Origin of the sequence: Bifidobacterium boum (assembly GCF_000741535.1) — a bacterium.
Classification (GTDB): Bacteria; Actinomycetota; Actinomycetes; order Actinomycetales; family Bifidobacteriaceae; genus Bifidobacterium; species Bifidobacterium boum.
The window spans coordinates 172518-199364 of record NZ_JGYQ01000016.1; the positions used below are offsets into that span (position 1 = coordinate 172518).

At 58.5% G+C, this 26847-nt stretch carries 21 protein-coding genes; 3 read left to right on the plus strand and 18 right to left on the minus strand.

Annotation, left to right across the window (positions count from 1 at the left end; translation table 11 throughout):
• Positions 1 to 37: 37 nt before the first annotated feature.
• From BBOU_RS06575 to BBOU_RS06630, 11 genes are all read right to left on the minus strand, one after another.
• Positions 38 to 892 (minus strand): amino acid ABC transporter ATP-binding protein, encoded by an 855-nt coding sequence (locus BBOU_RS06575; RefSeq protein ID WP_026502268.1) that lies wholly within the window; start codon positions 890 to 892, stop codon positions 38 to 40.
• An 18-nt stretch (positions 893 to 910) separates the two neighbouring features.
• The gene (locus BBOU_RS06580; protein WP_026502269.1) at positions 911 to 1900 is read right to left on the minus strand and encodes an amino acid ABC transporter permease; all 990 of its coding nucleotides are present in this window, start codon (positions 1898 to 1900) and stop codon (positions 911 to 913) included.
• Positions 1901 to 2147: 247 nt separating this feature from the next.
• Positions 2148 to 3089 carry an ABC transporter substrate-binding protein gene (locus BBOU_RS06585; protein ID WP_026502270.1) on the minus strand — a complete coding sequence of 314 codons (942 nt, stop codon included), beginning with the start codon at positions 3087 to 3089 and terminating at the stop codon, positions 2148 to 2150.
• Between the two features lie 199 nt (positions 3090 to 3288).
• On the minus strand, positions 3289 to 4245 hold the full coding sequence (locus BBOU_RS06590) for an ABC transporter substrate-binding protein (RefSeq protein WP_033490316.1): 957 nt from the start codon (positions 4243 to 4245) through the stop codon (positions 3289 to 3291).
• Positions 4246 to 4728: 483 nt separating this feature from the next.
• A complete protein-coding gene (gene smpB, locus BBOU_RS06595) occupies positions 4729 to 5208 on the minus strand; it encodes an SsrA-binding protein SmpB (RefSeq protein WP_026502272.1) in 480 nt (159 codons plus the stop codon).
• 1772 nt (positions 5209 to 6980) lie between these two features.
• Positions 6981 to 8456, minus strand: coding sequence for a CHAP domain-containing protein (locus tag BBOU_RS06605; protein ID WP_238552120.1), 1476 nt, complete (start codon positions 8454 to 8456; stop codon positions 6981 to 6983).
• A gap of 95 nt (positions 8457 to 8551) precedes the next feature.
• Positions 8552 to 9475 carry a permease-like cell division protein FtsX gene (gene ftsX, locus BBOU_RS06610; RefSeq protein ID WP_026502275.1) on the minus strand — a complete coding sequence of 308 codons (924 nt, stop codon included), beginning with the start codon at positions 9473 to 9475 and terminating at the stop codon, positions 8552 to 8554.
• Entirely contained in the window at positions 9472 to 10728 is a 1257-nt protein-coding gene (ftsE, locus tag BBOU_RS06615) for a cell division ATP-binding protein FtsE (RefSeq protein ID WP_026502276.1), read from the minus strand. Before ftsE ends, ftsX begins: the two co-directional genes overlap by 4 nt.
• A 102-nt stretch (positions 10729 to 10830) precedes the next feature.
• Positions 10831 to 11970: a peptide chain release factor 2 gene (gene prfB, locus BBOU_RS06620; RefSeq protein WP_026502277.1), complete on the minus strand. Its 1140-nt coding sequence runs from the start codon at positions 11968 to 11970 to the stop codon at positions 10831 to 10833.
• A gap of 457 nt (positions 11971 to 12427) precedes the next feature.
• Positions 12428 to 12691, minus strand: coding sequence for a hypothetical protein (locus BBOU_RS06625; RefSeq protein WP_026502278.1), 264 nt, complete (start codon positions 12689 to 12691; stop codon positions 12428 to 12430).
• Between the two features lie 519 nt (positions 12692 to 13210).
• Positions 13211 to 14326, minus strand: coding sequence for a DUF559 domain-containing protein (locus BBOU_RS06630; protein ID WP_238552163.1), 1116 nt, complete (start codon positions 14324 to 14326; stop codon positions 13211 to 13213).
• A gap of 1062 nt (positions 14327 to 15388) precedes the next feature.
• On the opposite strand from BBOU_RS06630, the gene dapD reads away from it, so the two are divergent.
• Positions 15389 to 16378: a 2,3,4,5-tetrahydropyridine-2,6-dicarboxylate N-succinyltransferase gene (gene dapD / locus BBOU_RS06635; protein WP_026502280.1), complete on the plus strand. Its 990-nt coding sequence runs from the start codon at positions 15389 to 15391 to the stop codon at positions 16376 to 16378.
• A gap of 90 nt (positions 16379 to 16468) precedes the next feature.
• A complete protein-coding gene (locus tag BBOU_RS06640; protein ID WP_026502281.1) occupies positions 16469 to 16834 on the plus strand; it encodes a DUF1304 domain-containing protein in 366 nt (121 codons plus the stop codon).
• 54 nt (positions 16835 to 16888) lie between these two features.
• Here the strand turns inward: BBOU_RS06640 and BBOU_RS06645 are convergent, their stop codons facing one another.
• The 5 genes from BBOU_RS06645 to BBOU_RS06665 all read right to left on the minus strand — a co-directional run bounded on the left by BBOU_RS06645 (position 16889) and on the right by BBOU_RS06665 (position 21290).
• Positions 16889 to 17176 carry a hypothetical protein gene (locus tag BBOU_RS06645; RefSeq protein ID WP_026502282.1) on the minus strand — a complete coding sequence of 96 codons (288 nt, stop codon included), beginning with the start codon at positions 17174 to 17176 and terminating at the stop codon, positions 16889 to 16891.
• A gap of 297 nt (positions 17177 to 17473) precedes the next feature.
• Positions 17474 to 18040 (minus strand): response regulator transcription factor, encoded by a 567-nt coding sequence (locus BBOU_RS06650; RefSeq protein WP_051616581.1) that lies wholly within the window; start codon positions 18038 to 18040, stop codon positions 17474 to 17476.
• Positions 18041 to 18167: 127 nt separating this feature from the next.
• Entirely contained in the window at positions 18168 to 19460 is a 1293-nt protein-coding gene (locus BBOU_RS06655; RefSeq protein WP_026502283.1) for a citrate synthase, read from the minus strand.
• Positions 19461 to 19725: 265 nt separating this feature from the next.
• On the minus strand, positions 19726 to 20505 hold the full coding sequence (gene map, locus BBOU_RS06660) for a type I methionyl aminopeptidase (protein ID WP_026502284.1): 780 nt from the start codon (positions 20503 to 20505) through the stop codon (positions 19726 to 19728).
• Positions 20506 to 20624: 119 nt separating this feature from the next.
• Positions 20625 to 21290 (minus strand): HdeD family acid-resistance protein, encoded by a 666-nt coding sequence (locus BBOU_RS06665; protein ID WP_051616612.1) that lies wholly within the window; start codon positions 21288 to 21290, stop codon positions 20625 to 20627.
• A 206-nt stretch (positions 21291 to 21496) separates the two neighbouring features.
• Here BBOU_RS06665 and BBOU_RS06670 point away from each other — a divergent pair, with 206 nt between their 5' ends.
• Complete coding sequence (locus BBOU_RS06670) at positions 21497 to 23575, plus strand: M13 family metallopeptidase (RefSeq protein ID WP_026502286.1); 2079 nt, start codon at positions 21497 to 21499, stop codon at positions 23573 to 23575.
• 149 nt (positions 23576 to 23724) lie between these two features.
• On the opposite strand, the gene BBOU_RS08915 is transcribed toward BBOU_RS06670, so the two are convergent.
• Both BBOU_RS08915 and BBOU_RS06680 read right to left on the minus strand, forming a co-directional pair.
• A complete protein-coding gene (locus BBOU_RS08915; protein ID WP_051616582.1) occupies positions 23725 to 24303 on the minus strand; it encodes a single-stranded DNA-binding protein in 579 nt (192 codons plus the stop codon).
• Positions 24304 to 24738: 435 nt separating this feature from the next.
• Positions 24739 to 26559, minus strand: a complete 1821-nt coding sequence (locus BBOU_RS06680; RefSeq protein ID WP_026502287.1) for a proline--tRNA ligase — start codon at positions 26557 to 26559, stop codon at positions 24739 to 24741.
• Positions 26560 to 26847 lie beyond the last annotated feature (288 nt).

Below are 26847 nucleotides of genomic sequence, written 5' to 3' on the forward strand. Positions count from 1 at the left end.
ATTCACATGACCTGCATCCCCTCTTACCAAACTCACCTCACAGCACGTGCTGCAGGAAATCCTTGAAACGCGGCTCGCTCGGATGGTCGATGATGTCGGGACCGCCATGCTCAACCACCACACCGCCGTCCATGAACACCACCTGGTCGGCGACTTCGCGGGCGAACCCGATTTCATGGGTGACCACGATCATGGTCATGCCCTCGTCGGCAAGCTGACGCATGACGCTCAGCACCTCGCCTACCAATTCCGGGTCAAGCGCGGATGTCGGCTCGTCGAACAGCATGATCTCGGGCTTCATCGCGAGCGCTCGTGCGATGGCGACACGCTGCTGCTGACCGCCGGACAACTGAGACGGGTAATAGTCAAGCCGCTGCCCAAGCCCCACACGCTGCAACTCGGCAACCGCCAGCTCACGCGCTTCACTCTTGCCCATATGCTTCACATGGACGGGCGCTTCCATGACATTCTCCAGCGCCGTCATATGCGGGAACAGGTTGAACCGCTGGAAGACCATACCCAGTTTGGACCGCTGGGCGGCGATTTCCTTGTCGTTCAACGTCTGGAGCACTTCCTGGCCTTTGTGTTCGACCTTCTTGAAGCCGATCATTTCGCCATCCACACGGATTTCGCCGCCGGTCAAGGTTTCCAGCTGGTTGATAAGTCGCAGGAACGTCGACTTGCCGGAACCGGACGGTCCGAGAATCACGGTGACCGTGCCCGGCATGACCGTCATGTCGATGCCCTTGAGCACGTGGAGGCGTCCGAAGGCTTTGTGCACTCCGATCGCCTCAACTGCCGGCGTGGCGGCGCGTGCATGCAGCTCGTCTTGCTGGCTTGAGGAGGCATCCTGCGTCCGGAACGCGGTATCAGTTGCTGTTTGGTCGCTCATATTTTTCCTTCCTCACGCTCACGCGTTGAGCCCGATCATCTTCACATCGTTGCCGCGGACGATGCGATCCTTCTTCGTTTCGCTGACAGCGACCGGGCCGTCCAGCTGATCGCCGTCGTCTTCAGCGACGATGGACCGCGCTTCGAACCCCTTGCCGAAATGCTTCTCGAGCCGGGACTGGATGATCATCAGGATGGAGGTGATGAACAGGTACCAGATGCACGCGACCAGCAGCAACGGAATCGGCTTGTAGATACGGTTGGCGATCGCGTTGGTGGCGAACTGCAGTTCCAGTGTGAACGGCACGGCGAGCACCAACGACGTGGTTTTGAGCATGCCGATGGTTTCATTGCCGGTCGGCGGGATGATGATGCGCATGGCCTGCGGCAGAATGATACGCCGCATGATCAGCGAACGCTTCATGCCGAGCGCTTTCGCCGCCTCGGTCTGCCCTGGGTCCACCGCCTCAAGGCCTGCACGCACGATTTCGGAGAGATAAGCCGCCTCGTTAAGAGCCAAGCCGACCCATGCGGCGTTGAACGCGGTGATGATGACGGATGAATCGATGCTCCAGAACGTCACCGAGGTGAACGGGATGCCGAGCGACAACTTGGGTACCAGCACGGAGAACAAGCCCCAGAACACAAGCTGTGTGTAGACAGGGGTGCCGCGGAAGAACCAGATGAAGAACCAGCTGACCCCGCGCAGCACCGGATTGATGGACTTGCGCATGATCGCCAGGATCACCGACAGAATGATGGCGACAACCATGGAAATCACCGTGAGCAGCAGCGTGTAGCCGATGCCCTCCAGCACGTTCTCGTTGAACAAATACTTCCAGACGATATTCCACTCGAACCGCGGGTTGGTGATCAGCCCCTGTATGAGCATAGCCGCCAAAAGAGCCACAATAATCCCGGCCACTACCGGACCGGTACGCCTTACAGGCAACGCGTGGATACGGTCGGGAATGTCCAGACCTTCGCCGTCGACTTGTTTCTTCGCCATGGTTTGCGCCATCTCCTATTGTCGGTTCGTTGCCCAGTTCACACCCTCAGCGTGAACACCTTGTGAATTTCATTGTCGCCACGCCCGACGACACAGTCAAGATATCGTCCATATCCCAATATCACGATGTCGATCCGACACGCCCCCAGCTTCCACGGATGCTTGCGAATCGCCCCCCAACACAAGTGCGCCCGCCGGCGTTGCAGGAACCCCTATGCCGGCGGGCGCACCATCACAACCATGTTGGTCAGCTCAGATCGGTCGGGTTGATCTCCGCCTCGCTCAGTGCTCCGGACTGCACACCCCAATGCTTGAGGATCTTCATGTAGGTGCCGTCATCCATCAGCTTCTGCACGGCCTTCTGCACCGCTTTGGTGGTCTGGTCGTCGTTCTTCGCGATGGCGATGCCCTGCTTGACCGAGCCCTCGTCCTTGCCGAGCGGTTCGAGCTGACCGTCGGTCTGCGAAATCGCGTAGCCCGCCACCGGGGAATCAGCATAGAACACATCGGCCTTGCCGGTCACCACGTTGGTCGCAGCATCAGTCTGCAACTTGCTGGAAAGCACGTCGATGGCCTTCTTGCCGTCCGCCTTGCACTGCTTGGCGGCCTTGTTGGCGTCTTCCTCTTCGACCGTGCCGGTCTGCACGGCGATCTTCTTGCCACACAGGTCAGAGGTATCGACCTTCTGCGGGTTGCCCTTCTTGACCACCCACGTGGCGCCCGCCTTGTAGTAGCTGACGAAGTTGACCGCGTCCATACGTTCCTTGGTGATTGTCAGCGAAGTGATGCCGAGATCATACTTGCTGCCAACCGACGGGATGATCGAATCGAAGGATGCGGACACGATTTGGGTGTCCAGACCGAACACCTTGCCCAGCGCGTTGGACAGGTCGACATCATAACCGACCGGGGTCTTGCCGTCTTCCTTGAGGAATTCCGCCGGAGCGTACGTGAGCTCCATACCGACGGTGAGCTTGCCGTCCTTGGTTACGGATTTCGGCAGCATGGCGGCGATGGACGCATCCTTCTTGATGCCGGAGACATCATAGCCGGTGGTGGACGAGCTCGATGAGGAGCCCGAGCCGGAGCCGGACGGCGCTTCATCCTTGGTGCCGCATGCAGCGGCGCCCAACAACATCGCAGCGCTCAGCGTGCAGGCGAGCGCGGTTTTGAAAGCCTTGAATGACATGTGTTCCTCTCTTCATGCATCACGGTCGGGCTGTTTGCCGACCTGGAGTGCATATGTATGCATTGCTTCGCATAATATACTATGATGCCGACTGCCAGACGAAAAGACACGCCGGTCGCATCGTGCACAGGCAGACGCCCGATTCACAATACGACCGGCATATTACAGCATGTTACAGGCACCCGGCGAGGGCGCGACCTCAGTCCTCGACCTTCGGATTGATCTCCGCCTTGGTCACGGCGCCGCCTTCAGCACCCCAATGCTTGAGAATCTTCTCGTACGTGCCGTCGTCCATCAGCTTCTGCAGGGCCTTCTGCACCGCCTCGTCGGTGGCGGAATCACCCTTCTTGATGGCCGCCCCCTCCGGGGCGACACCCTCATCGTCACCGAGCGTGGCCAACTGGTCGCCGGTCTGCGAAATCGCATAGCCGGCCACCGGGGTATCCGCATAGAACGCGACCGCCTTGCCGGTCACCACATTCGTCGTCACATCGGTCTGCAACTTACTGGACAGCACATCCACCGGCTGCTTACCGTCAGCCTTGCACTGCTTGGAAATCTTCGCGACAGCTTCCTCCTGCGTGGTACCGGTCTGCACGGCGATCTTCTTGCCGCACAAGTCAGAGGTATCCACCTTCTCAGGATTGCCTTTCTTCGTCACCCACGTGGAACCAGCCTTGTAGAAGGTCACGAAATCAACGGAATCAAGACGCTCATTCGTCACCGTAAACGACGACACGCCGATATCATACTTGCTGCCGACCGACGGGATGATCGAATCGAAGTTCGCAGTCACCGGGTCAGCCTTCAACCCGAAGATATTCGCCATCGCCTTGACCAAGTCAACATCATAACCGACCGGAGTCTTGCCATCCTCGGCAAGAAACTCCGCAGGAGCGTACGACGTATCCATACCAACCGTAAACTTGCCATCCTTAGTCACCGAATCCGGCAACAGCGCCGCAATCGACGCATCCTTCTTCACGCCGGAAACATCATAACCGGACGTGGACGAGCTCGCAGAAGCACCCGAGCCTGAACCGGACTTCGCGTCCGTCGCATCGCTCGTGCCGCACGCCGCAGCACCAGCCAGCACGGCGGCACAACAGACAGCCGCTCCGAAGCGCTTCAGACTCTTGGGAATCGAGACTAACATGGCTGAACCCTCTCTCTATGTCCAGGACGCCGAAATCCGGCGTCTTGACGGCGTAAGCACCCGACGGATGCCCCGTCCTCGCCGATAGCGGCAGAATAAGCCCACCATGCTACAGCGACGTTACGCTTCACCGTAACGCGCAGGAATCGCTCAGCATCGCACGATTCCAGCATACGGGCAGGGCAGCCACAGACGACAGCACGGACGGCGGCGGCACAATCGACACGCAGCCAGCCGCCGCCCGACCGGCACACAACCAACAGCGACGCGTCCGATCATCAAGATGACATCGCCAATGTCGGCATCCGGCAACATCACCGCAACTGAGGCTCCCCTCCCCCACCGCAATCACGAGGTTCGGCCCCGCGCCGACAGCATCCACCGCCATGGCACCGGCGACACCATGCTAATCGCGCGGAAACCGGCACGAGCAGACACCGCCCGCCGTCAAGCCCAGTGGCGCGGATTGAGAAGCAGCGACGCTCAAATCACCTGCTTGTTCTTGTAGCGCATAATCCGCAATGCCTCACGCTTGTCCTGCTCCTCGCGCAACGCCTGACGCTTGTCATACTCCTTCTTGCCACGAGCCAGTGCGATCTGCGCCTTGACACGCCCATCCTTGAAATACAAGCTCAACGGGATAATCGTATAGCCTTTTGCTTGGGTCTGACGTTGCAGCTTCTCGATTTGCGCGGCATGCAACAGCAACTTGCGCTTGCGCTTGGGCGCATGATTATTCCACGTGCCGTTGAGGTATTCCGGAATATTCGCCGATTCAAGCCACATCTCACCACGACGGTCGATACTGACGAACGCTTCAGCAAGCGAAGCGCGTCCCTCACGCAATGATTTGACCTCGGTGCCGGTGAGCACCAGTCCTGCCTCGTACGTGTCCTCGATGCTGTAATCGTGACGCGCCTTGCGATTCTGCGCAATCATCACGGTCCCCTGTTCCTTCGCCATATCCATCCTCGTTCCTCGCGCGTAAAGGGTTTTGCGACGCGTGTTCCTTATCGTTTCCCTCACTATCGCATCGCTGCGGACGCGACTGCAAGTGCGCGCCCCTCATGCTGCCTGTCGAACCAATCATTGTACACGAATCCACGCTCGACCGTCAGCGCTTCGCTTGCCCGGCGTCCCACCTGCCCGCGCCTCACCTGCACCGTTCTACAGCGTTCCTCGCTACCGACGTGGTTCGCACCCCACATGCCCGATCCGTCTGTCTGATCCACCTGCCCGATCCACCTGCCCAGCATCAATCCATCGTCGACTCTATGGGCATAACCGTCTCAGGCTCCGCCCCCACCTGCCCAGCATCGATTGTGAGTCACCACTCACAACCAGCCGCCCGCCACCCCATCTTCAGCCGCTTTCAACCAGTCGAACCAGTTGATTGTGAGTCACCACTCACAACCAGCCGCACGTCAAGCTACACGGACCATCCCCGCACTATTCCCTCAGCTTGATTGCGAGCTGCCGCTGACAGCCAAATAATAATTCCCCCCATCTTCCAGTCCTTCCAGCGCCACGAACGAGTTGATTGTGAGTCACCGCTCACAACCGGCGCCATCCAGATGCCGACTCCACACCAATCTCTGCCTCTGTATCCCTCAATTGCGGACGACCACTCACAACCAGCGGCTGTCCACTTGACCGCTGGCCCGCCAATAGCCACCAAACCGGTTGATTGTGAACCGCCACTCACAATCAATAGTCAGACACACCTCCTATTAGCCGCATAACCGCCCCAACCACATTGGCTGTGCGCCACCACTCACAATCAGCTCGACGGCGATGACGCGCACATAATAACCTCAACAGTGGTATCCCCTGGTTGTGAATATCCCCCACAACCAGCGGCACTGGAACAAAGGAAAGCGGCAAGAAGCCACTCGCACCGTCCTGCCTGTGAGCCATACCTCACAATCAGTTGCGATTTGACGGAATTACCGACAACGAGACAGCCAGACCCTCTTGGTTGTGAACCGCGGTCCACAAGCGATAACGTAAGGTGGTCAATCACACCATCAAATACGTATCCGCCCACATGATAGTAAGCCCCCACTCACAATCAACGCTCAAACGACGGTACCCGAGAGTAGCGATCTCGCTGGCACTGCTTGATGATTGTGAACAGCCACTCACAATCATGACAAAGGTAGGATTGCATACCTCAGGCATGGCACCGTCAAGCGATAGATTGCGCACCGTTACTCGCAACCAACCGCCGATTGCACCAACCATCAATCCCCGACCATCACAGCACACATCGATTGTGAGTCGTCACTCACAACCAGCTGCTTGACGGCTCGCCTCTCCAGCCCCTCAGCCAACCGAACAAGTCGGTTGAGAGCCGTCACTCACAACCAAGCAATCATCACTCCTCCAGGCAAGCCCCGCAACCGATCAAGAAGGCTGATTGTGACCCGCCGCTCACAATCAACTTCTCGACACATCAGCACTTCAACCACTCAACACATCAACCACTCAACCACTCAGGGCTTTTCCTTGCCGACCAGCACACACCACCCTTCTCAAACCAACGGGCTTACACATCGGTGCCATCAGCAGCATTCCGGCAACGACAACAGCCGTGGCACACATTGTTCCCGCACTTTGCTCCCCTTGCCGCCACAGGACCTCTAGCAATAGCGTCGGGGTCATGCCACCCTGTTCCGGCAGCATGACCCCGACGATGCAGCGCAACCGCATATCAGTTACGCATGGGCAGCACATCAGTAGTGCACATACTGGAAGCTACTCGCGTTGTACACGACCTCCGAATACGGGATGTACGGGCACTTGGTGCCACCCTCGGAAATCAGCACGGACCCGTCAGAATTCACACGCTCGACAATAGCAACATGACCATAGGCCGCGTTTGCATACCAGTTGGTCACGCGCTGTCCGGGCGCGAACACCATGGCCGCGCCAACGTGGGGCGTGTTATTGACCAAGTATCCCAACGCGCGTGCCTTGCTCGCCCACTGAGCACCATTACCAAGGTATGATCCGACCGGCAATCCCAGCTGTTGACGGCGAATATACGCCCACCACGTGCACTGACGTGCCGGATACGCATTGCCGACATTACCGGTGCTATGCCCGTAGCAGAACGATGACCCCGCCGGGCAATTACCCGGCACGCTGTAGTTCATGCCCGAAACGCCGGAATTAGAGCTGGAGGAAGACCCCGAATTGCTTGGACGGCTCGGCTGGCTCGGAGTGCTCGGCCGGCTCGGCCTGGACGTATTCGAATTGTGGGAACCAGACGAACCTGAATTGTTCGCTCCGGCGTTCGATGGCCGTCCACTTGCCGCTTGGGAACCGCCGCTCGACGGCAACGCCTGCTGATTCGCATAATTGCTTGACCACGAGTTGATTTCCGATTCCATCGCGACAATTTCAGCGGCTTCTTTCGCTGACTGCGAAGTCAACTGGCTCTTCTGGCTTTCCAAGGATTCACGTGCGGCATTCCCCTTGGCCAGCAGGTCGTTGAGCTCGCTCTGCTTGTCTTGAGCGGTTTCCACCGCCCGTTGTGCAGCGGCGGCCTGCGCATCGGCCTTCTGCTTGAGTGCGGTAATCTCATCCTCAATTGCGGCGAGACGCTGCTCACGATTCTTTGCCGTGCTCAGCTGCGTCGCAGCATCGTTTGCCGCATTGCTTTCCGTGCGGCTGACCGCCGCGTCCGCCTGCATCTTGTTGACAAAATCCTCAGTCGTACTTGAATTCGTCACCACGTTCATGACTTCGGACGCGGTCGTGCCGTGGAAACTGTCTCGCGCCATCTGTGCGACAGCGGCTTTCGCATCGTCATAGTCGGCGCCTGTTTGCTTGATTTGCTCTTCAAGGTCAGCTTTGTCCTGCTTGGCGGCATCAAGCCGTTCCGACGCCGCTTGAGCTTGCGCTTGCGCCTGTTCGGCGGAATTCTGAGCATCCTGCAACGCCTGCTGGGCTGCGGGAATCTGATTCTGGTTGAGATCATTGAGTTCGAGAATCTGATCAGCCAGTTGCGAACTGACGCCCGCAAGCTTGGCTTTCAGGTCACTCTGGCTTTGCAGCTTTGCCTTGTACTGCTGCATGGTGACAGCCTGCGCCGGTTGCACAGCGGCAAGATTCGCAGTACCCGCGGCGATAAGAGTGAGCGATGCGACCAGGACACCGGCAATGGCGTTGATCTTCTTCGTGCGCTTCATATCACAGCCTTTCATATGGTTTACCGACATTGTACCTGCTGATGCTCAATGTTCAATGAGAATCCCCTGCCGAGCATCAGCGGCGGGGGTACGAGGCAGCCAGTCGCGCATCACACCTTCAGATAGCGACGCAACGATACCGCGGACGACAGCGCAGACAACGCCATCGCGCCGATGACCAAACCGGGCGCGACCAGCCACACCGTCTGCTGCGTGATGAACGGCATCCAGCGGACAGTCTGCGCAATCCCATCAGTGATAAACACCTGGACGATTGCGCTCAACGCTCCCGCGGCAAGCAGCGAACCAATCATCGACGCGGTCATGCCTTCAAGAATGAACGGCAGTCTGATAGTCCAATTCGAAGCACCGACCAGACGCATGATTTCAGTCTCGTTTTTTCGCGAAGCGGCACTCATACGAATCGTCGTGCCGGTCAACAACACAGCGACCACAATCATCACGCCTGCCAACACCACCGTCACCACGGTCGCCTTATTCAACACGTTGAACACCGGATCGAAAATCTGCCGCTGATCTTGAACTTCCTCAACACCGGTGACCCCCGACAGCACCTCGGAGACCTGCTGATATTTGGTCGGATTGGTGAGTTTAAGCCGCAACGAGGCCTGCATGTCCGCAGCGGTCAATGTCCGCCCCTGGTATACGCCGTTGGGGTATTGTTTGAGGAACGTGTTCTTATAGAATTGCTCGCGGCTGACATACGTGACTTTGGACACCACGGAACCAAGTTCATCCTGGATTTTATCCTCGATATCCACGATTTCATTGTCGGTCGGCGCCTTGCCGGACGAACAGTTCGCAGACTGGCTTGTCCCATCCGGGCACAGCCAGACCACGACCTCGACCTTGTCGTACCAATCACCTTTCGCTTTGGTGATTTGCGCCTGCATCAGCACTGAAGCCCCGATGAACAGGAACGAAATGAACGTGACCAGCATCACCGACAGAATCATCGGCACGTTACGGCGAAGACTCGTCCAGGTTTCGGAAAGAATGAACCGTAATCTCATGACTGTTGACCGTCCTTCCCGTCATGTTGTGCTGATGCTTTGTCGTCTGCCGCCGGCGGAGCCGGAGGGGCGGGCGGCGACGGCGGGGCGGGAGGTGCCACCTGCTTGTCTTGCGTGCGCGACGCGTCAACATTCGTACCGTGTTGCTTGGCGTAGGCTTCCTCATGCTCACGCTTGGCCGCGATATCCTCTGCGCTCAACCCTTTACCCCAAGTCATCGTGGTTTCCACGGACTGGAACACCTCACCATAACGACCGGTACGCCCCGAATGCACTGAATGGGCGAGACGGGCGATACCCTCATCACCGTTCTGCGACGCCAGAAGCGACTGGGCGATATCACGCGCTTGAGGCTGGTCAGACGCCTGTGTTGCGGCGCGTACGCTATTCGTCGAATCCGCCGTGCCAGTTGCACTCGTCGCAGGACGATACTTCGCGTTCCGGTCATCGCCCCCTGGCAGTGCAGACCGGTCGTTGCCGGTTCCAGCAACTCCGGAAGCGCCGGCAGTGCCAACCAGCGCAGTAGACGCCTTGGACTCCACATCACGGTCGGGAAAATACAATGCGGAATCGTATGACCCGTGCTGTTCGTCACGCACAATCTTGCCATTATGCAACTCGACGACGCGTTTGCGCATCGAATTGACGATTTCCTCATTATGCGTGGCCATGACGATAGTCGTACCCGTGCGATTAATCGCGTCAAGCACCTCCATAATGCCGAGCGATGTCGTCGGATCCAAATTGCCTGTAGGCTCATCAGCAAGCAGAATCTGCGGGTGATTCACGTACGCGCGTGCGATAGCGACACGCTGTTGTTCGCCGCCGGACAGCTCATGCGGATAATTCTTCTCCTTGCCGGAAAGCCCAACCGTTTGAAGTACCTTAGGGACAAGCGTTTTGATGGTCGAACGACTCGTACCGATCACCTCAAGAGCGAATGCGACATTCTGCCAAACCGTCTTATTGTTCAGCAGCTTGTAATCCTGGAACACGAAACCGATAGAACGCCGATACTGCGGCACCTGCCTGTTCGTCAGACGCCGCAAATCGTTGCCCGCGACGCGAATCTCCCCGTCCGTCGCCTCCTCCTCACGCAGCAGCAGACTCAGCAGCGTCGTCTTGCCTGAACCGGACGCGCCGACAAGAAAGACGAAATCGCCGCGGTCGATGTGCAGCGTGATATCGTCCAGCGCCGGTCGCGTACCCTTCGGGTAAATCTTCGTCACATCATCAAGCGAAATAAGCGACATGATTCCTGTCTTCCGTATCGTTGCGATGGTGTGCCGCCCGCCGTCCGCACCCCGATGCGGAAGCAAGGCGGCATATCATCGCAAGGCATGCACGTTGAAATATCAGTTGTTGTCTTGTGCGGCTTCCTCAGCGGCCTGCTTGCGCTGGTCGTGACGCCAGCGGATACCGGCCTCAATGAAGCCATCAATATCGCCGTCGAACACCGCCTGGGTCTGCGAGGTCTCATACCCCGTGCGCAAATCCTTGACCATCTGGTACGGATGCAACACGTACGAACGCATCTGATCACCCCAGCTGGCCTTGATATCGCCGGCAAGCTCCTTCTTCTTCTTGGCTTCTTCCTCATGGCGCAACACCAGCAGTCGGGACTGCAACACCGCCATGGCGGCCGCACGATTCTGGATCTGGCTGCGTTCATCCTGCATGGAAACCACCAAACCCGTAGGCAAGTGGGTGATGCGGACCGCGGAATACGTGGTATTCACGCCCTGACCGCCCGGGCCGGACGCTTGGAAGGTGTCGACACGAATATCGGAATCCGGGATATCGATATGATCAGTGGATTCCACAAGCGGAATCACCTCAACCGCGGCGAACGACGTCTGGCGACGACCCTGATTATCGAACGGCGAGATACGCACCAGACGATGCGTGCCACCCTCAACCGACAGGCGGCCATACGCATATGGGGCATCCACTTGGAATGTCGCGGATTTGATACCAGCCTCTTCAGCGTACGACGTATCCATCATCTTGGTTTTGAAATCATGCCGCTCAGCCCAACGCAGATACATACGCAGCAGCATCTGGGCGAAATCGGCGGCATCAACGCCGCCGGCGCCGGAACGAATCGTGACGACGGCAGAACGCGCATCATACTCGCCGTCCATGAGGGTCTGAACCTCCATGTCGACCAGATCCTGGTCAAGCTGCTTCAAATTGTTGACAGCCTCATCCATGGACTCTTTGTCTTCTTCTTCAGAGCCGAGTTCATACAATGTTTCAACATCGTCAATACGACGCTGCGCGTCCTTCAGACGCTTCAACTGAGACTGCGCGGCCGAAAGCTTGCTCGTGACGCGCTGGGCGTTTTCCTGATCGTCCCACAGGCCCGGCGCGCTGGCCTCCGCCTCGAGATCCTTAATCGACGCAGCCAAAGCGTCCATATCGACGGCCTTGGCAATCATGTCGAATTTCGCCTTGGTCTCGTTCAAATCCTGAGTAAAGTCATAGTCTGCCACATCTATCCACCTTACAGGTACAGGCGGAAATCAACTCCCGGCTGAATGGAACGTTCACACGGCGCGCGATTCTGGTTCTTGTGGGATTTCCTTGACGGGACGGCAACGCGCGTCATGGGTGGAGCCATTCCCCGGTCGGGTCCCGATCTTATTCCCGTTCCTACGATTCCGCTCAGGACACGACCGCAGCTGGTTCACTCCCTTGTGTTTATCGCTGATTGTGAGTGGCGACTCGCTAGCACTCAGCCACATGCTCGACCATCCGCCAGATCGATGCGAGACAATGACGATTCTTCCCGTCGGTTGTGAGTGCTTATTCACTATCATCTTGTCGCAAACCCCATCAGCACTATTGCAATGGCCTCTCTTCCCCCATCGGTTGTGAGTGCTGGCGAGCGCAATGCGCTGGGACCGGTCGCGGGCCATCTCTCTTCCCCCATCGGTTGTGAATGCCGATTCACAACCAGCCGATGTCCATCCCAGATTGACCCATGTTGCGGCCCTCTCCCTCGCTGATTGTGAGCGGCGGCTCAAAGCCAGCTGACACTGTACCCGATCGGCGCTGTTGCAGCGCCGCTTTTCTCAGCGACTGTGCATAGCCGCTCACAACCAGCCGGCATTCCAACCGAGTCAGCATCGTTTCGGCATCGCTTTTCCCAATGGTTGTGAACGGCCACTCACAATCAGCCGGCAGGTGCCGCGACATATCGACAATTGTCATGCGCTCATCTCGTGGACCGGAAGCAGCGGCTCACAACCAGCCGATAGGTGCATCGACACGCGAATTCATCCCGCTGCCCCCCTACTCGTTGTGAGTGGCCACTCACAACCAACTCAGCAACTCTGCAATCGGCGCTCATTGGCAATGTCGATTCCACTGACAGCAAGCAGCGACTACAACCAACAACAGCGATACACAATCGGCATCATCACAGCCGACAACTCTCCTCTCGGTTGTGAGCGGCGACTCACAACCAGCTGATAGACGCCACGCAATGTGCGCTTATTGCGTCATCATCCTTGTGCTAACTGCCAGCAACCACTCACAACAAGTAATAAATCCCCTTGTTCGACCCCGCCATCGCGGCATGGATTTTGATAACTGCCAGCAACCACTCGCAATCAATTCGAAAACAGGACGCATTGCACACCGGAATATCGCCGACGTCAGCTGAATCTTCCCCCCATCCGCGGCAAATACTGCGTTCATCGCATACGATTCACAGCAGAAAACCACATCTCATCCAGCAGACAGAAGCATCGACCCTTCTACCGAAGCGATTCCTTCGTGTTGCGCGGCGGCTCTCGCTTGTCGCGCCAGTCGCGACGCCAGGCGACGAAGCGTCATCGGCTGATGCACTTGGACATCCTTTCCGATCCGCTTGGACAAGCGTGCAGCAACACTGCGAACAAACGACATTCTGGAAGCGGCATCCTTTACATCTTGCCAAGTAGCGTTGATACACGACCATTCGGCATCCTCAAGCAACTTACGACGCTGCACATCATATTCCCAAGTACCAGCATGATGTTTACCATCATATTCAACAGCGATTTTCGCTTGAGGATATGCAAGATCAAGGAAAAAACGCCGTTTGGCCGTACCGCTTGCAGTTGCGGCATCGGGAACCTCGACGGCAGGATTGACTTGAGGTGCGGGAAGTCCATGCGACATCAATATCAAACGCAATTCGCTTTCGCGGAACGAATCCGTGTTCTCACGCATGAGTGTCATCGCACGGCGGCAATCCGCGGTTCCGCGCGGCATCCGACGACGCTCAGCTCGAATAGCTTCATGCGTCTCGTGGCACAAATCACGCAACTCACGAAGTGCCATCCATCGTTGAGCCGCATCCCTCCGCATCAGAGCGTCACCAAGCAGCACCAGAGTCCGCAGTCCCGACTTCCGCGCATACATCAGCCATGTGATGTCAGGCGCTACGCACGTGATGTTGCCCAGCTGCATCCGCCGCATCGGATAACTCCAATACACGCATCGAACTCCCGCAATACGGCGGCGCGTTTTCTGTGAACTTGCGACGACGACCAGCTCCTCGTGATCGAGCTCACTCGGCACATCGATGCACAGCAGTTTCAGCGCAGTACTCAACGCGAAAACCAATGGTGACGCGACCCGCGCCTGCAATTCACGGCAGCGGACCAGCGTCTCGGCTTGGATGCGCAGCAGTCTGACCGGGGTTGTCTCAACCCGCCGGCCATTCGCCTGTTCTAAGAGTCCGGATTTGTTGCGGTATATGGTATTCATGGGGGCGAGCCTATCGGGCTTGTCATGGTGAGACATAGCAGAAAGAGAGAATGTGGTCAGAAGTTGCAGATTGATGTGACGACGGCGCACCAACGTCTGACTATCGCCTAGCAAATAGGATTATCGGCGTCAAGCTCCGTGCCATTGATTGCGAGCGGCCACTCACATCACGGTATAGTCACCTCCTCCGCAGCCTGGCTGACGATTCAATCCACAGGCTGATTGTGAGTCATCGCTCACAACGGGGTCGCGGAATCTCAAGGTGCTCGCAAACCCTCGTGTCCTGCCGAAACGGTTGACACGGTTGCGAGTCGCAGCTCACAACCAGCGACATCATACGAAGCAAGCAATCAGGTTCATATCCAATACCTTCCATCACAGTGCGTATCCGCTCACAACCAATACCAGGATGAAGCCATCGATGGCAGATTTCGCACTCAATACCCTGACACTGTGAGTCGTTGCTCACAACCAGAATGGCGATTCAACGGCAAACGGCATGACTTACGTTCGATACCCCCAATGCTGTGAGTCGCCACTCACAATCAGGACCATGATTGAGAAGGAAGCGGCACAGTTTCACCCAATATCTCCGCCATTGTGAGCCACCACTCACAACCAGCCAGCAATCAAGCCGCAGACGGATTCGCAAACGCTTGACGCCGCATTGCTTGATGGTCATCACTCACAACCAGCAACGCAATATGTCCCCCAAACGGCCTGACGCGCGCGGATAGCCCCGACGCGGTGAGTCGCCACTCACAATCAGCATGAGAAAGACTAAGATCTGCAACACTGCCACAGGCGCACACACGACCGTACGCCTCATGCGCACACTCGAAAACGAAACAAACCGATACACCCCACGGGAACCGCTCGGAAAACGAAACAACCCCGACACGCCGCCATCAGCACGTGCGGCCGCACGCTCCACAGACACAATCCGCGCCCCGCCTATCCGAAAAACCGACGTCGCAACCGCTCGCGGTAACCTGCAAGCTGCAGCCGCAACCACAACGCCATCACCCAAAGCACCCTGAATGACGCGGACCACAGCCGGCGACATCATCCCGTCCGTAATATACTCAACGATGAAGCGCGCAATCACAACACAAAACCGCGCACCACAGACAGCAACGGCAGGAGAACATCATGGCAGATCAACGCACCGCATGGGGATGGGGATTGGCAAGCATTGACGCAGCCGGCACCACGCTCGACGTGTGGTACCCCAAGCTCACCATCGGACCGGCACCATCCGAAGCGGATCGTCCAGCACACGGCTTCGACGCCCTTGTGCACAACGAGGCCGACGCACGCGGAGTACGACGCGTCCCCGTCTTCACCGTCAGCGACCTCGATGCCGCGCCTGCGGACGCCGCCGACGCCTACCTGCGTCTGCACCTGCTGAGCATGCGCTTGGCCAAGCCGAACACGCTGAACCTCGAGGGCATTTTCGGCGTGCTTGCCAACGTCGTATGGACCAATTACGGACCGTTCGCCATCGAAGATTTTGCTTTACGCAAGATGGATGTGCAGGCCGCCGCGAACAACGCGGTCAATGGGGCTCCCGCCGCCAACGTCGAGGTCATGCTCGTCGACAAGATGCCGCGTATGGTCGACTACGTGGTTCCCACGGGCGTGCGTATCGGCAACGCCGACCGTGTGCGTCTCGGCGCCTACCTGTCCGAGGGTACGACCGTTATGCATGAGGGCTTTGTCAACTTCAACGCGGGTACACTCGGTGTCTCGATGGTCGAAGGCCGCATCTCACAGGGTGTCGTGGTCGGCAACGGCTCGGACATCGGCGGCGGCGCCTCCATCATGGGCACGCTGTCCGGCGGCGGCAAGCTGCGTAACTCGATCGGCGAGCATTCACTGCTCGGTGCGAACGCGGGCATCGGCATCTCCTTGGGCGACAACTGCGTAGTCGAGGCCGGCCTGTACGTAACCGCCGGCACGAAGGTGACCGTGTACGACAAGGCGAAGGTCGCCGCCGGTGAACCGCTCGACGTGGTCAAAGGTTCAGATTTGAGCGGCAAAAACAATATCCTGTTCATCCGCAACTCGGTCAGCGGCCGCATCGAGGCACGCTACCGCAAGGTCGGTATCGCGCTCAACGAGAAGCTGCACAAGAACTAATCACACTCGCAAGCAAGCGGGGCGGGGCAAACGGCGTAACAACACGTCTCCCGCCCCGCTCACGTTTCTACCCCAAAAGGAGCCACTGATATGCATATCGTCAATACCGTGCTGGTGACCGCTGTCGCCCTCGAATTCGTCTACATTTTCTATCTGGAAACCATCGCGACCACATCATCATCCACGGCGCGCGTGTTCGGTATGACCACCGAGGAGTTGTCCCGCGACTCGGTGACCACGCTGTTCCGTAACCAGGGCGTCTATAACCTGCTGATCGGCGTGCTGCTGCTGGTTGCACTCTTCGCCTACCATTCGACGGCGGCGGTCGCCTGGCTGCTGGGCATGATCATCGCGGTCGCCGCGTACGGCAGCTTCACTAGCAGCCCCTGGATCATTCTCAAGCAAGGCGGACTGGCGATCATCGCGCTGGTGCTCGTACTGGTGTTCGGACTGTAAGGTACAGCCGTATGGCGATGGCCGCAGCCTGATCGGGGGGCCTTCGTCATACGGCTATCGGTCCTTGAAATACCGGAACAGCTGTGATTCGCGTATCGTCGCCCCGGCAATCAGCGCGGCAGACACTGCGCCGAACACCGCGGAGCCAGGAGAGCGGATCGCCGCGAGCCACAACGCTGCAGTATCAGACAATCCCCAACGCGCGCAATAACGCGCGCAATACACCAGTAAAATCCCGGCGGACAGCGCTCCGCCAAGAGCCGCCCAGGCGACGGTTTCCAACATGATCCCCAACAGCTGCGGGATGTTCCCAACGTCGCAATGGCAAGCAACCCGCCCCATTGCCATGCGCCTGTAAACACGCCGACGGCCATGAATACGCCGTTGCAACATATCAGGGCGACGCTGCAGGGCACCGGCCAGATAGGAACAAGCAGCATCAGCAGGAGCTGCAAGCCGACGCAATAGGCGTATCCTGCCGTGTCGCTCTGTGTGCCCACGAGTTGCGAACACGTCAGGAGTATGGCTGCGAGCGCAAGGCAAGCCAGGATGATTCGATACCATGATGGACGGCGTGTATGCACGGTAGCGTTGGTTTGTCTGGTAGCTTTCCCGTCGATATGCTCGCTGGCATGCGATTCACCATTGTCCAATGTCGAGTCCCCTCCATCGCAACACTGCCTGGACACGATTGTCGAAGTGGAGCTTGCGCATCGCGCTCTGCATATGCTTGCGAACCGTGGCGGGCGTTATCGCCAGCCGTCGGGCGATAGCGTCGTCGGTAAGCCCCTCCGCAACGAGATCCATGACCTGCAGTTCCCGATCGGACACCGTCTCGTCCCATGTCAATCGGCTGGAGGCGATACGGAAGCCTGCCAAGTTCGCCGATTCGAATCCGTACGGGCCATACATGCCGCCATCCGCTACACAACGTAGCCCTGTGGCAATATCGCGTTCGTCGTTCTTGTCGACGATGCCTTGGGCGCCGGCTTGCGCGGCGATATCGCCGAACGCATCGCGGCTGAATGAGGTCATGGCGAGCAGCGCCATTGTGTCGTCGACGCGGCGTATCCGCCTGATGACGGTTTTCCCGGGAATCAGCTCCATGGACATATCGGCCATGAGGACGTCCGGAACCGCGAGCTGGCGGTCTTCGCCGCATGCCGCACGAATCGCTTGCAAGCCGTCGTCGACCGCCCACACCATCGTTGCTCAGGCACAAGATCGTGCACCAGGCTTCGCAGCGAGATCAGGGATTGCCGGTCGTTGTCGACCATGGCGAGCGCGAACGGGGGCCGATCACACCCGCCGCCAGCAGCGCTGAACTGTCAGCTCACCGCTGGTCCATGGGCACGTAGTCGCGCTTAGGCTCTCCGGTGTAGACCTGACGGGGACGGCCGATCTTAGTCATCGGATCATCCAGCATCTCGCGGTACTGCGCGATCCAGCCGGGGATGCGGCCGAGCGCGAACAGCGTGGTGAACATGGCCGGGTCGAAACCGATGGCGCGGTAAATCAGGCCAGTATAGAAGTCGACGTTCGGGTACAGGTGGCGCGAGACGAAATAGTCATCGCTCAGCGCGATCTGTTCGAGTTCAGTGGCCACGTCGAACAGGGCGCGCTCATCCTGCGGCAGCTTCGACGTAGCTTCATGTTCCATGATCTTGGTCAGGTAGGTCTTGGCGATGGCCGCACGCGGATCATACGACTTGTAGACGCGATGGCCGAGGCCGGCGATACGCTTGCCGTTGTCCTTGGACCATTCGACGAATTCCTTGACGGTCTTGCCGGAATCGCGGATGGCTTTGAGCTGACGCAGCACCGCCTCGTTCGCGCCGCCATGCAGCGGACCGGACAGCGCGTTGATGCCGGCGGCGACCGCGGAATACAGGTTCGCATGCGCGCTGCCTGCGATACGCACTACGGAAGTTGAGCAGTTCTGCTCATGGTCGGCGTGAATAATGAGCAGCCGACCCAGCGCATGCACGTACAGCTGATCGGATTCGAACGGCTCGTACGGCACGGCGAAGCACATGCGCAGGAAATCATCGACATAGCCGCGTGAGACATCCGGGTAGAGCATCGGCTCATCGCGACGGCGCCGGAAGATGTAGCTGACGATGGTGCGTGCCTTCGCCATGATGATTTCGGCGGCCTCGTCAAGCTGATCGGAATCGTTGACATCCGTGGTGTCCGGATAGAACGCCGCGAGCGCGTTGACGGCGGATGCGAGCACGCTCATCGGGTGTGAGGAGCGCGGGAATGACCCCATGAAGGTACGGAAATCCTCACCCACCATGGTGCGGTGGTTGATGTCGGAGCAGAACTTGTCGTATTGCTGGCGGGTGGGCAGTTCGCCATGGCGCAGCAACCACGCGACTTCAAGAAAATCGGATTGTTCGCACAGTTGCTCGATCGGGTAACCACGATACCGCAGAATCGAGTTATTGCCGTCGATGAATGTGATTTTGGATTCGCATTGTGCGGTTGTCAGGAAGCCCGGGTCGAGCGTGACCCAGCCGTCGTTGCGCAGGCTGGACACGACGATGCCGTCCGGCCCCGAGGTCGCTTTGACCAGTGGAAGGTCATACTGTTCGGAATCGACTTTCAGCTCGGCTGTCGCCATCAGCTCCCCTTTCGTTTCGATACCCGGTTGCCTGTCAGTCGCATGGCATCACATGCCGTGGATGCGACGACGGTCGCGTATACGTGTTTGGAGTGTGTTCATCATAACAGACCGCGTCACAGGCGCGATGGAAGCGTCTTGCACAATGGTCGTCTGTTGTTGTCGTGGACTGAATTACCGTAACCAAGCGATAGGGGCGGAACGAAAAACCGCCCGCCCCTGTCCGACTGTCCGATACGCACGTGGGTGCGACGCGTCGATTCGATCACTCGTCGCGGGCGGTGAGAATCACCGGACCATTTTCGGTGATGGCGATGGTGTGTTCACTGTGCGCGCCACGCGAACCGTCAGCGGAACGCAGCGTCCAGCCGTCCTTCGGATCCTGGTAGATTTCATCCGTGGTCTTCATGAACCACGGTTCAATTGCGATGACCAGGCCCGGACGCAGCTTATAACCATGATGCGCCTTGCCATCGTTGGCGACATGCGGATCGCCGTGCATGATATGCCCTACACCGTGGCCGCCGAACTCGAGGTTCACGGTGTAGCCCTGCTCGTGTGCGACATCGCCGATAGCGGCGGAAATATCGCCGAGACGGTTGCCCGGTTGCGCTTGGGCGATGCCGGCAGCAAGCGCGTCTTCGGTGCATTTGATCAGGCGCAGGTCCTCCGGATCCTTGTTCTTACCGACGACGAAGCTGATGGCGGAGTCTCCGACCCAGCCGTCGACGTTGATGGCGAGGTCGAGACTGACCAAATCGCCGTCTTTCAGGTCGTAGTCGTAGGGGACGCCGTGCAGTACGGCATCGTTGACGGAAATGCAGATGTAGTGTTTGAACGGGCCGGTGCCGAAGTCCGGGGCGTAATCCACGTAGCAGGATTCTGCGCCTTTGCGGCTTTCGATGCGGCGGCGGACGTAATCGTCGATGTCAAGCAGATTGGTACCGACGCCGGTGTGGGCGCGCAGTTCCTTGAGAATGCTGCCGACAAAATGGCCGGCAGGCTTCATTGCTTCGATTTCCTGAGGTGTTTTCAGTTCGATCATAGTTGTAACCCTACTTCGTGCGGCTTACAATGCAAGCTTTCGTGCGACAGCGCGGATAAGCGACGGGCCGCTTGCCGATTGTGGCAAGCGGCCCGCATGCAGTCAACGTTCAGCGGTCTTCAGTGTTTACTGGGTTTACCAAAAGTGAACGCGCGCACAATCGCGCTAATGCCGAGCACGATGAGCGTGATACCGCCGAACACCATCAAGGTGAGCGCCGACGGACCCGGCCAGAACAGAATCGCAATGCCGGCGATGATCGAGATGATGGCGTAGAAAATCGCCCATCCCTGATTCGGCAGCATCCAGGATTCCGTCAACGCCATAATGCCTTCGACAATCCAGCAGATGCCGACGGTCAGCGTGATGACGATGAGCAGCGTTTGTGCGGACAAGGCCGTGTATTTGAACATGACGATGCCGCCTACGGTGAGCAGCAGACCGACGATGATATCCAACACTCGCCACCCGGCGGGCAAACCGAGTTCAACAATGGCGCTGACGATGCGGATGACACCGGAGATGACGAAGAACACGCCCAGTGCGATGGCGGCGACGACCAAGGTCTTGCCCGGCCAAACCAGCAGCGCGATACCGAGGATGAGGGCGACGATACCGATCAGTCCGTACGCTCCGCGGATGGTGTTTTTCGCCCGCTGGGGCAGCATTTCTTCGACAAGCCGGAACGGGTTGAACGAGTAAGGGTTCTGTCCTTGCAGGTCTGGATTCTGCCCGGCGTTGGGATTCGGGTTGTTGGCATACGGGCCATAAGGATTCTGATTCATATTCTGATCAGTCATGGCTACTCCTTTCCTTACAGGTACCGAAGTTGTGCCTACACGGTGATTGTAGGCAGGGTCGATCGCGAAATGGGGGAACAACATGCGCGATATTGTCTGGTTTTACGCACACCCGGCACCTATGCGCTGAGAGGATGCCGCCGTCGGCGCAATCCGCGGGTATTGTCACCGAATCTGGCTAGGGTGAAGTTATGAGTAACGCTTTGATTTCAGGCCTTGACCCGGCCTCTTTCTCTTCTGTGATCAAGCCTGTCGATGATTTGTTCCGGTATGTGAACGGTCCGTGGATTGACACGTATCGTCTTCCTGATGACCGTTCCCGGTATGGTTCTTTCGACAAACTCGCCGAGGATGCGGAAAACCAGATCCGTGACATTCTGGAAGATGATGATTGCCCTGCGGTGAAATCCCGTGCGCTCTACCAGGCGTTCTGCGATACCGACACCATCAATCAGGCCGGCATTACGCCGATTCGTGCTGATCTTGACGCCATTGATCAGGCAGCGGACAAAACAAGTCTGACGCGTGTGCTCGGCTCGCTCAACCCGACCGGCGGCCCCGACCTGTTCGCCATGGCGGTGTACGGCGACCCTGGCGACCCTGAGCACAATATTGTGCATATTGAACAAGCCGGCATCGGTTTGCCGGATGAAGCGTATTACCGTGAAGATCATTACGCTCCGGTACGCGAACAGTATGTGGCGATGGTCGCCAAGCAGCTGCGCCAAGCCGGGTACGGTGACGAGCTGCAGACCGAGGAGCAGGCTCATCGTTTCCTTGAGGTGGAGACGCGCATCGCTTCGCATCATTGGGATAATGTAGCCACCCGGGATTCGCAGAAAACGTATAATCCCACGGATTTCACCGCGTTGAGCGAGACACTCGCCCATTTCGATCTTGCCGCGTGGATCGGCGCATGGCAGGCCGCGTATGATGCTACTGCTGCCGGCACAGCGCAATCGCTTGATCTCAAGGCGATCATGCAGCATACGATCGTGCATGAGCCGAGCTTCCTGGCCGGTCTTGACGCATTCTGGGCGGCGAGTGAGCTTGACGATCTGAAACTGTGGGCTCGCGTCCACACAATCACCGGGTGGGCGGGTATGCTCAGCCGCGAGTTCGATGAAACGAACTTCGCGTTCTACGGCAAGGTGCTGTCCGGTGCGAAACAGCAGCGCGACCGTTGGAAACGCGGCGTTTCACTGGTCAACGGCGTATGCGGCGAGGATGTGGGCCGCGAGTATGTCAAGCGTCATTTCCCTGAAAGCTCCAAGCAGCGTATGGAGCAGCTGGTCGGCAACTTGATTGACGCCTATCGTGTGTCAATCAGCACCAGCGACTGGCTGGGTGAAGCGACCAAGACCAAGGCGCTGGAGAAGCTGTCGAAGTTCACCGCAAAAGTCGGATACACGAATCATTGGCGCGATTACGCGGCGCTTGACGTGCGCGATGACGCCGGGCTTGTGGATAATATGCGGGCCGCATCCCTGTATGAAAACGGTTATCAGCTGTCCAAAGCCGGCCAGCCGGTGGATCGTGACGAATGGTTGATGAACCCGCAGACAGTGAACGCCTACTATGAGCCCTCGCTCAACGTGATTGTCTTCCCTGCGGCGATTTTGCAGCCGCCGTTCTTCAATCCCGAGGCTGACGATGCGGCCAATTATGGTGGTATCGGCGCGGTTATCGGCCACGAGATCGGTCATGGTTTCGACGATCAGGGCAGCCAGTATGACGGTGACGGCAAGCTCAACAACTGGTGGACGGATGAAGATCGTGCACGTTTCGAACAACGTACGAAAGCGCTGATCGAACAGTACAACGGTTTTATCCCCCGCCAGCTTACCGAAAAGTACGCTGATGACCCCCAGAAAGCCCCCCACGTCAATGGCGCGTTGACCATCGGCGAGAATATCGGCGACTTGGGTGGCGTGAATATTGCGCTCAAAGCGTACGCTTTCGCGCTCGACGCCGCTTCAGGCAAACCGGAGGACGGCTCACCTGAAGCGATTCGAGCTGCTCTTGACGCTGCGCCTGATATTGACGGGTTCACCGGGTTGCAGCGGTTCTTCCTGAGTTACGCATCAATCTGGCGCACCAAGCAGCGTGACGAGCTGGCCGAACAGTATTTGCAAATTGACCCGCACTCCCCCGCGGAATTCCGCACCAACGGCATTGTGCGCAACGTCGATTTGTTCTATGCCGCGTTCGATGTCAAGCCTACGGACGCGATGTGGCTCGACCACGACCAGCGGGTGCGCATCTGGTAGCCGCCCGCCTGTGACACCACGGCAGACTGCGACATGAGGCTCCCATGGGTGGCCCGTCGCCGTATGTACTGGTGGGGTGAACGCTTCGGGCGGCACCCCACCAGTGCAGTATCACCGTGCCGATGCTGTTGCGAGGAATCACCTGACTGTCATATCTCGGCATCGGCGAACTCCTCCTCTTGGGCAGGATAGGTTTCGGCACTGTTGGTATTGCCGAACTGTTGTGGCTGTTGGCCGCCTTGCACACCGGCGGCCGCCTGTGCCGCGTATGGATCTGCTGGGAGCGCTTGCGCTGATGGCGCGGAGCCGGCAGGCGCAGCTCCCTGAGGCACCGTTTGTTGCGCGTCGCGCGAGGCGGCGTCAGCGGTAGCGCTTTTCTGCCGCGTGAATTGTGAGGTCCCCAAGCCCAGGTCGTGGCCGATTGCGGCAGCCTCGATTACTGTTCTCGAATGCGTTTCGCCGTCACGTTCCCACTGCTCGTTGGCCAGTGAGCCCGCCACCACAACCGGGTCGCCTTTGTGAACGCTTTTCAGCACGTTCTGTGCCAAGACGCGGAATGCTTTGACGGTAATCCAGATGGTCGGACGGTCCTTCCACTGTTTTGTCGCATTGTCGAAATAGCGGCGCGTACACCCTATCCTGAATGAGCAGGCGGGCGCGTCCTTGCCATAACTCGCCGGTTCAGAACCGACATAGCCGTTGATGGTGATCAGTCCTTGTTGCACCATTGCGTTCCCCTTCATTGATACCGATTGTGGACTGCAGGCGAGGCGGTGAACATCTGCCACGCAACGGAGTAAAGAGGCGGAGCATGTATCGTCACGCTGTCAGCGGTTCTTCCACCACGCCTGCGGTACTTCCCATTGTGCCGAAAACGCATAACGGTATGCCAGCTGAATCGCAATTGTGGTCAGAAGACGCGTCAGACACGGAAAAGCTTGGAATTCCAGACATTTCGGCAGTATCGTTCCTTGTGGATAACTTTGCTTTTTGCTTCTGCCGACGCTGAGTGACCGGTGAGTGTCGGCAGAAGCACAGCGTTGTACGCTAGCTCAAACACACAGCTCCGTATACGATGGACGGGCGTCACCAAACCTGAGGTGACGCCCGTCCATCGCGTGTTCCCTGCACCATGCCCGCCGGGAACGAAGCGGGTGTTTGCGTTACTTGCCCAACAAGGCGGCCAGACGGTCGGCGATGGTCTGCGCAGCCGTATCGGCGGCGACGGCCTCGGAGTTCGAACCGTCACGGTCACGCACCTCGATAGTGCCGTTGTTGACCGTGTCACGGCCGACGACGGCGACCAGCGGCACACCGATCAGCTCGGCATCCTTGAATTTGACGCCCGGGGAGACCTTCTTGCGGTCATCGTAGAGCACTTCGATTCCACGGTCTTCGAGCTCGGCGACCAGCTTCTCGGCGGCGTCGAACGCCTCGGCGTTCTTGCCGGTGGCGAGCACATGCACTTGGGCCGGGGCGATGACCGCAGGCCAGGCCAGACCTTTGTCGTCATGATGGGTTTCAGCAACGCAGGCGAGCACGCGGCTGACGCCGATGCCGTAGCAGCCCATCCATACCGGGACGGTCTTGCCATTCTGGTCGAGGACTTTCAAGCCGAGCGCGTTCGAATACTTGAGGCCGAGCTGGAAGACCTGGCCGATTTCCACGCCACGCTCGAAACTCAGCGGACCGGAGCCGTCCGGGCTCATATCGCCATGGCGGACCTCGACGGCCTCAACCGTGCCGTCGGCGGTGAAATCACGGCCGTACACGAGGTTGTAGTAATCCATCTCGGGTTCATCGGCACCCGTGAACCATGCGGAACCGTGGGCGATATGCGCATCCACAAAGTAACGAATCGGGTGTTCGGTACCGCGGGCTGCCGCCTGCGGGCCAAGCGCCATCGGACCGATGTAGCCGCGAACCAGTTCAGGATGCGCTTTCAGGTCATCCTCGGTTGCCTCCTCGATCTCGGCGGGGGTGAACTGGGCTTCCAGACGCTTCATGTCGACCACGCGGTCGCCGGGCACGCCCACAACTACGAGTTCACGCCACGGCTGGTCGTGCTCGTCATCCTCGGGATGTTTGACGGCGATCACCACGTTCTTGAGGATGTCGCTTGCCTGCCATGGACGGCCGTCCGCACGCGGATGGTCGGCGTTGGCGCGCTCGACCATGTTGTCGATGCTCATCGCGTCGGGGGTCGGCACCTTCTCGGCGGCCGGGGTGTCGGAATAGTCTTCGACCGGCGGTTCCGGCGTGGTCAGCGCCTCGACATTCCACGCCTTGCCGGACGGAGCGAGGGCGAAGGTGTCCTCGCCGATCGGCATCGGAGCGAGGAACTCCTCGGACGCGGAGCCGCCCATCGGGCCGGACATCGCGAACACCGGGACATACTTCAGGTCAAGACGGGTGAAGATGCGCTCGTAGGCGCCCCGCTCGTCCATATAGGCCTTGCGCATGCCTTCCTCGTCAACGGTGAAGGAGTAGGCGTCCTTCATGATGAACTCGCGGCCGCGGATCAAGCCGGCGCGTGGGCGGAACTCGTCACGGTACTTGGTCTGGATCTGGTAGAGGGTCACCGGCAGGTCCTTGTACGAGGAGTACATGTCCTTGACCAGAAGGGTGAACATCTCCTCATGCGTCGGGGCGAGCAGGTAATCCGCACCATGACGGTCCTTCAAACGGAAGATGTTCTCGCCGTACTCTTCCCAGCGGTGGGTCGCCTCGTACGGTTCACGGGGCAGCAGCGCCGGGAAATGCACTTCCTGGGCGCCGATGCCGTTGATTTCCTCACGGATGATTCCTTCGATCTTGTCGAGAACGCGCAGACCGAGCGGCAGCCAAGTCCAGATGCCGGGGGCGGCTTTGCGGATGTATCCGGCGCGTTGCAGCAGTTTCGCGGAATCGACATCCGCATCGGCAGGATCCTCGCGCAGCGTGCGCAGGAACAGCGTAGACATACGAAGTGCTTTGGAACTCATGAATCCCAAGGTATTCGCGTTATGGGACATTGAAGCGGTGGTGCAGACGAGTCCGATGGAAACTTGTCTGACACGGCTTTCTTTTGAGTGCCGCCACACGGCATCGACGCGTTTGAGGCTACGTCAACGATGGCATCGTTACCACTGAAAACGACACGCGTACAACGATGAACGCTTGACGTTAAACGTTTAATGTTTTACTATCCATCTTGTCGAAGGAGACCGACACCGACGTCCCGACAAGCCGCCAATGGCGACGCACGAAAAACCGGAACGCAGGAGCCGATT

Excerpts from the sequence above, each read along its gene's own strand:
- BBOU_RS06580 (WP_026502269.1), bottom strand. The coding sequence starts at position 1,900 with ATGGCGAAGAAACAAGTCGACGGCGAAGGTCTGGACATTCCCGACCGT.
- map (WP_026502284.1), bottom strand. The coding sequence starts at position 20,505 with ATGATCGAACTGAAAACACCTCAGGAAATCGAAGCAATGAAGCCTGCC.
- BBOU_RS06665 (WP_051616612.1), bottom strand. The coding sequence starts at position 21,290 with ATGAATCAGAATCCTTATGGCCCGTATGCCAACAACCCGAATCCCAAC.
- dapD (WP_026502280.1), top strand. The coding sequence starts at position 15,389 with ATGGCAGATCAACGCACCGCATGGGGATGGGGATTGGCAAGCATTGAC.
- smpB (WP_026502272.1), bottom strand. The coding sequence starts at position 5,208 with ATGGCGAAGGAACAGGGGACCGTGATGATTGCGCAGAATCGCAAGGCG.
- BBOU_RS06680 (WP_026502287.1), bottom strand. The coding sequence starts at position 26,559 with ATGAGTTCCAAAGCACTTCGTATGTCTACGCTGTTCCTGCGCACGCTG.
- ftsE (WP_026502276.1), bottom strand. The coding sequence starts at position 10,728 with ATGTCGCTTATTTCGCTTGATGATGTGACGAAGATTTACCCGAAGGGT.
- BBOU_RS06625 (WP_026502278.1), bottom strand. The coding sequence starts at position 12,691 with ATGACAATTGTCGATATGTCGCGGCACCTGCCGGCTGATTGTGAGTGG.
- BBOU_RS08915 (WP_051616582.1), bottom strand. The coding sequence starts at position 24,303 with ATGGTGCAACAAGGACTGATCACCATCAACGGCTATGTCGGTTCTGAA.
- BBOU_RS06585 (WP_026502270.1), bottom strand. The coding sequence starts at position 3,089 with ATGTCATTCAAGGCTTTCAAAACCGCGCTCGCCTGCACGCTGAGCGCT.
- BBOU_RS06575 (WP_026502268.1), bottom strand. The coding sequence starts at position 892 with ATGAGCGACCAAACAGCAACTGATACCGCGTTCCGGACGCAGGATGCC.
- ftsX (WP_026502275.1), bottom strand. The coding sequence starts at position 9,475 with ATGAGATTACGGTTCATTCTTTCCGAAACCTGGACGAGTCTTCGCCGT.
- BBOU_RS06655 (WP_026502283.1), bottom strand. The coding sequence starts at position 19,460 with ATGGCGACAGCCGAGCTGAAAGTCGATTCCGAACAGTATGACCTTCCA.
- BBOU_RS06645 (WP_026502282.1), bottom strand. The coding sequence starts at position 17,176 with ATGGGGCGGGTTGCTTGCCATTGCGACGTTGGGAACATCCCGCAGCTG.
- BBOU_RS06650 (WP_051616581.1), bottom strand. The coding sequence starts at position 18,040 with ATGGTGTGGGCGGTCGACGACGGCTTGCAAGCGATTCGTGCGGCATGC.
- BBOU_RS06590 (WP_033490316.1), bottom strand. The coding sequence starts at position 4,245 with ATGTTAGTCTCGATTCCCAAGAGTCTGAAGCGCTTCGGAGCGGCTGTC.
- BBOU_RS06670 (WP_026502286.1), top strand. The coding sequence starts at position 21,497 with ATGAGTAACGCTTTGATTTCAGGCCTTGACCCGGCCTCTTTCTCTTCT.
- BBOU_RS06605 (WP_238552120.1), bottom strand. The coding sequence starts at position 8,456 with ATGAAAGGCTGTGATATGAAGCGCACGAAGAAGATCAACGCCATTGCC.
- BBOU_RS06640 (WP_026502281.1), top strand. The coding sequence starts at position 16,469 with ATGCATATCGTCAATACCGTGCTGGTGACCGCTGTCGCCCTCGAATTC.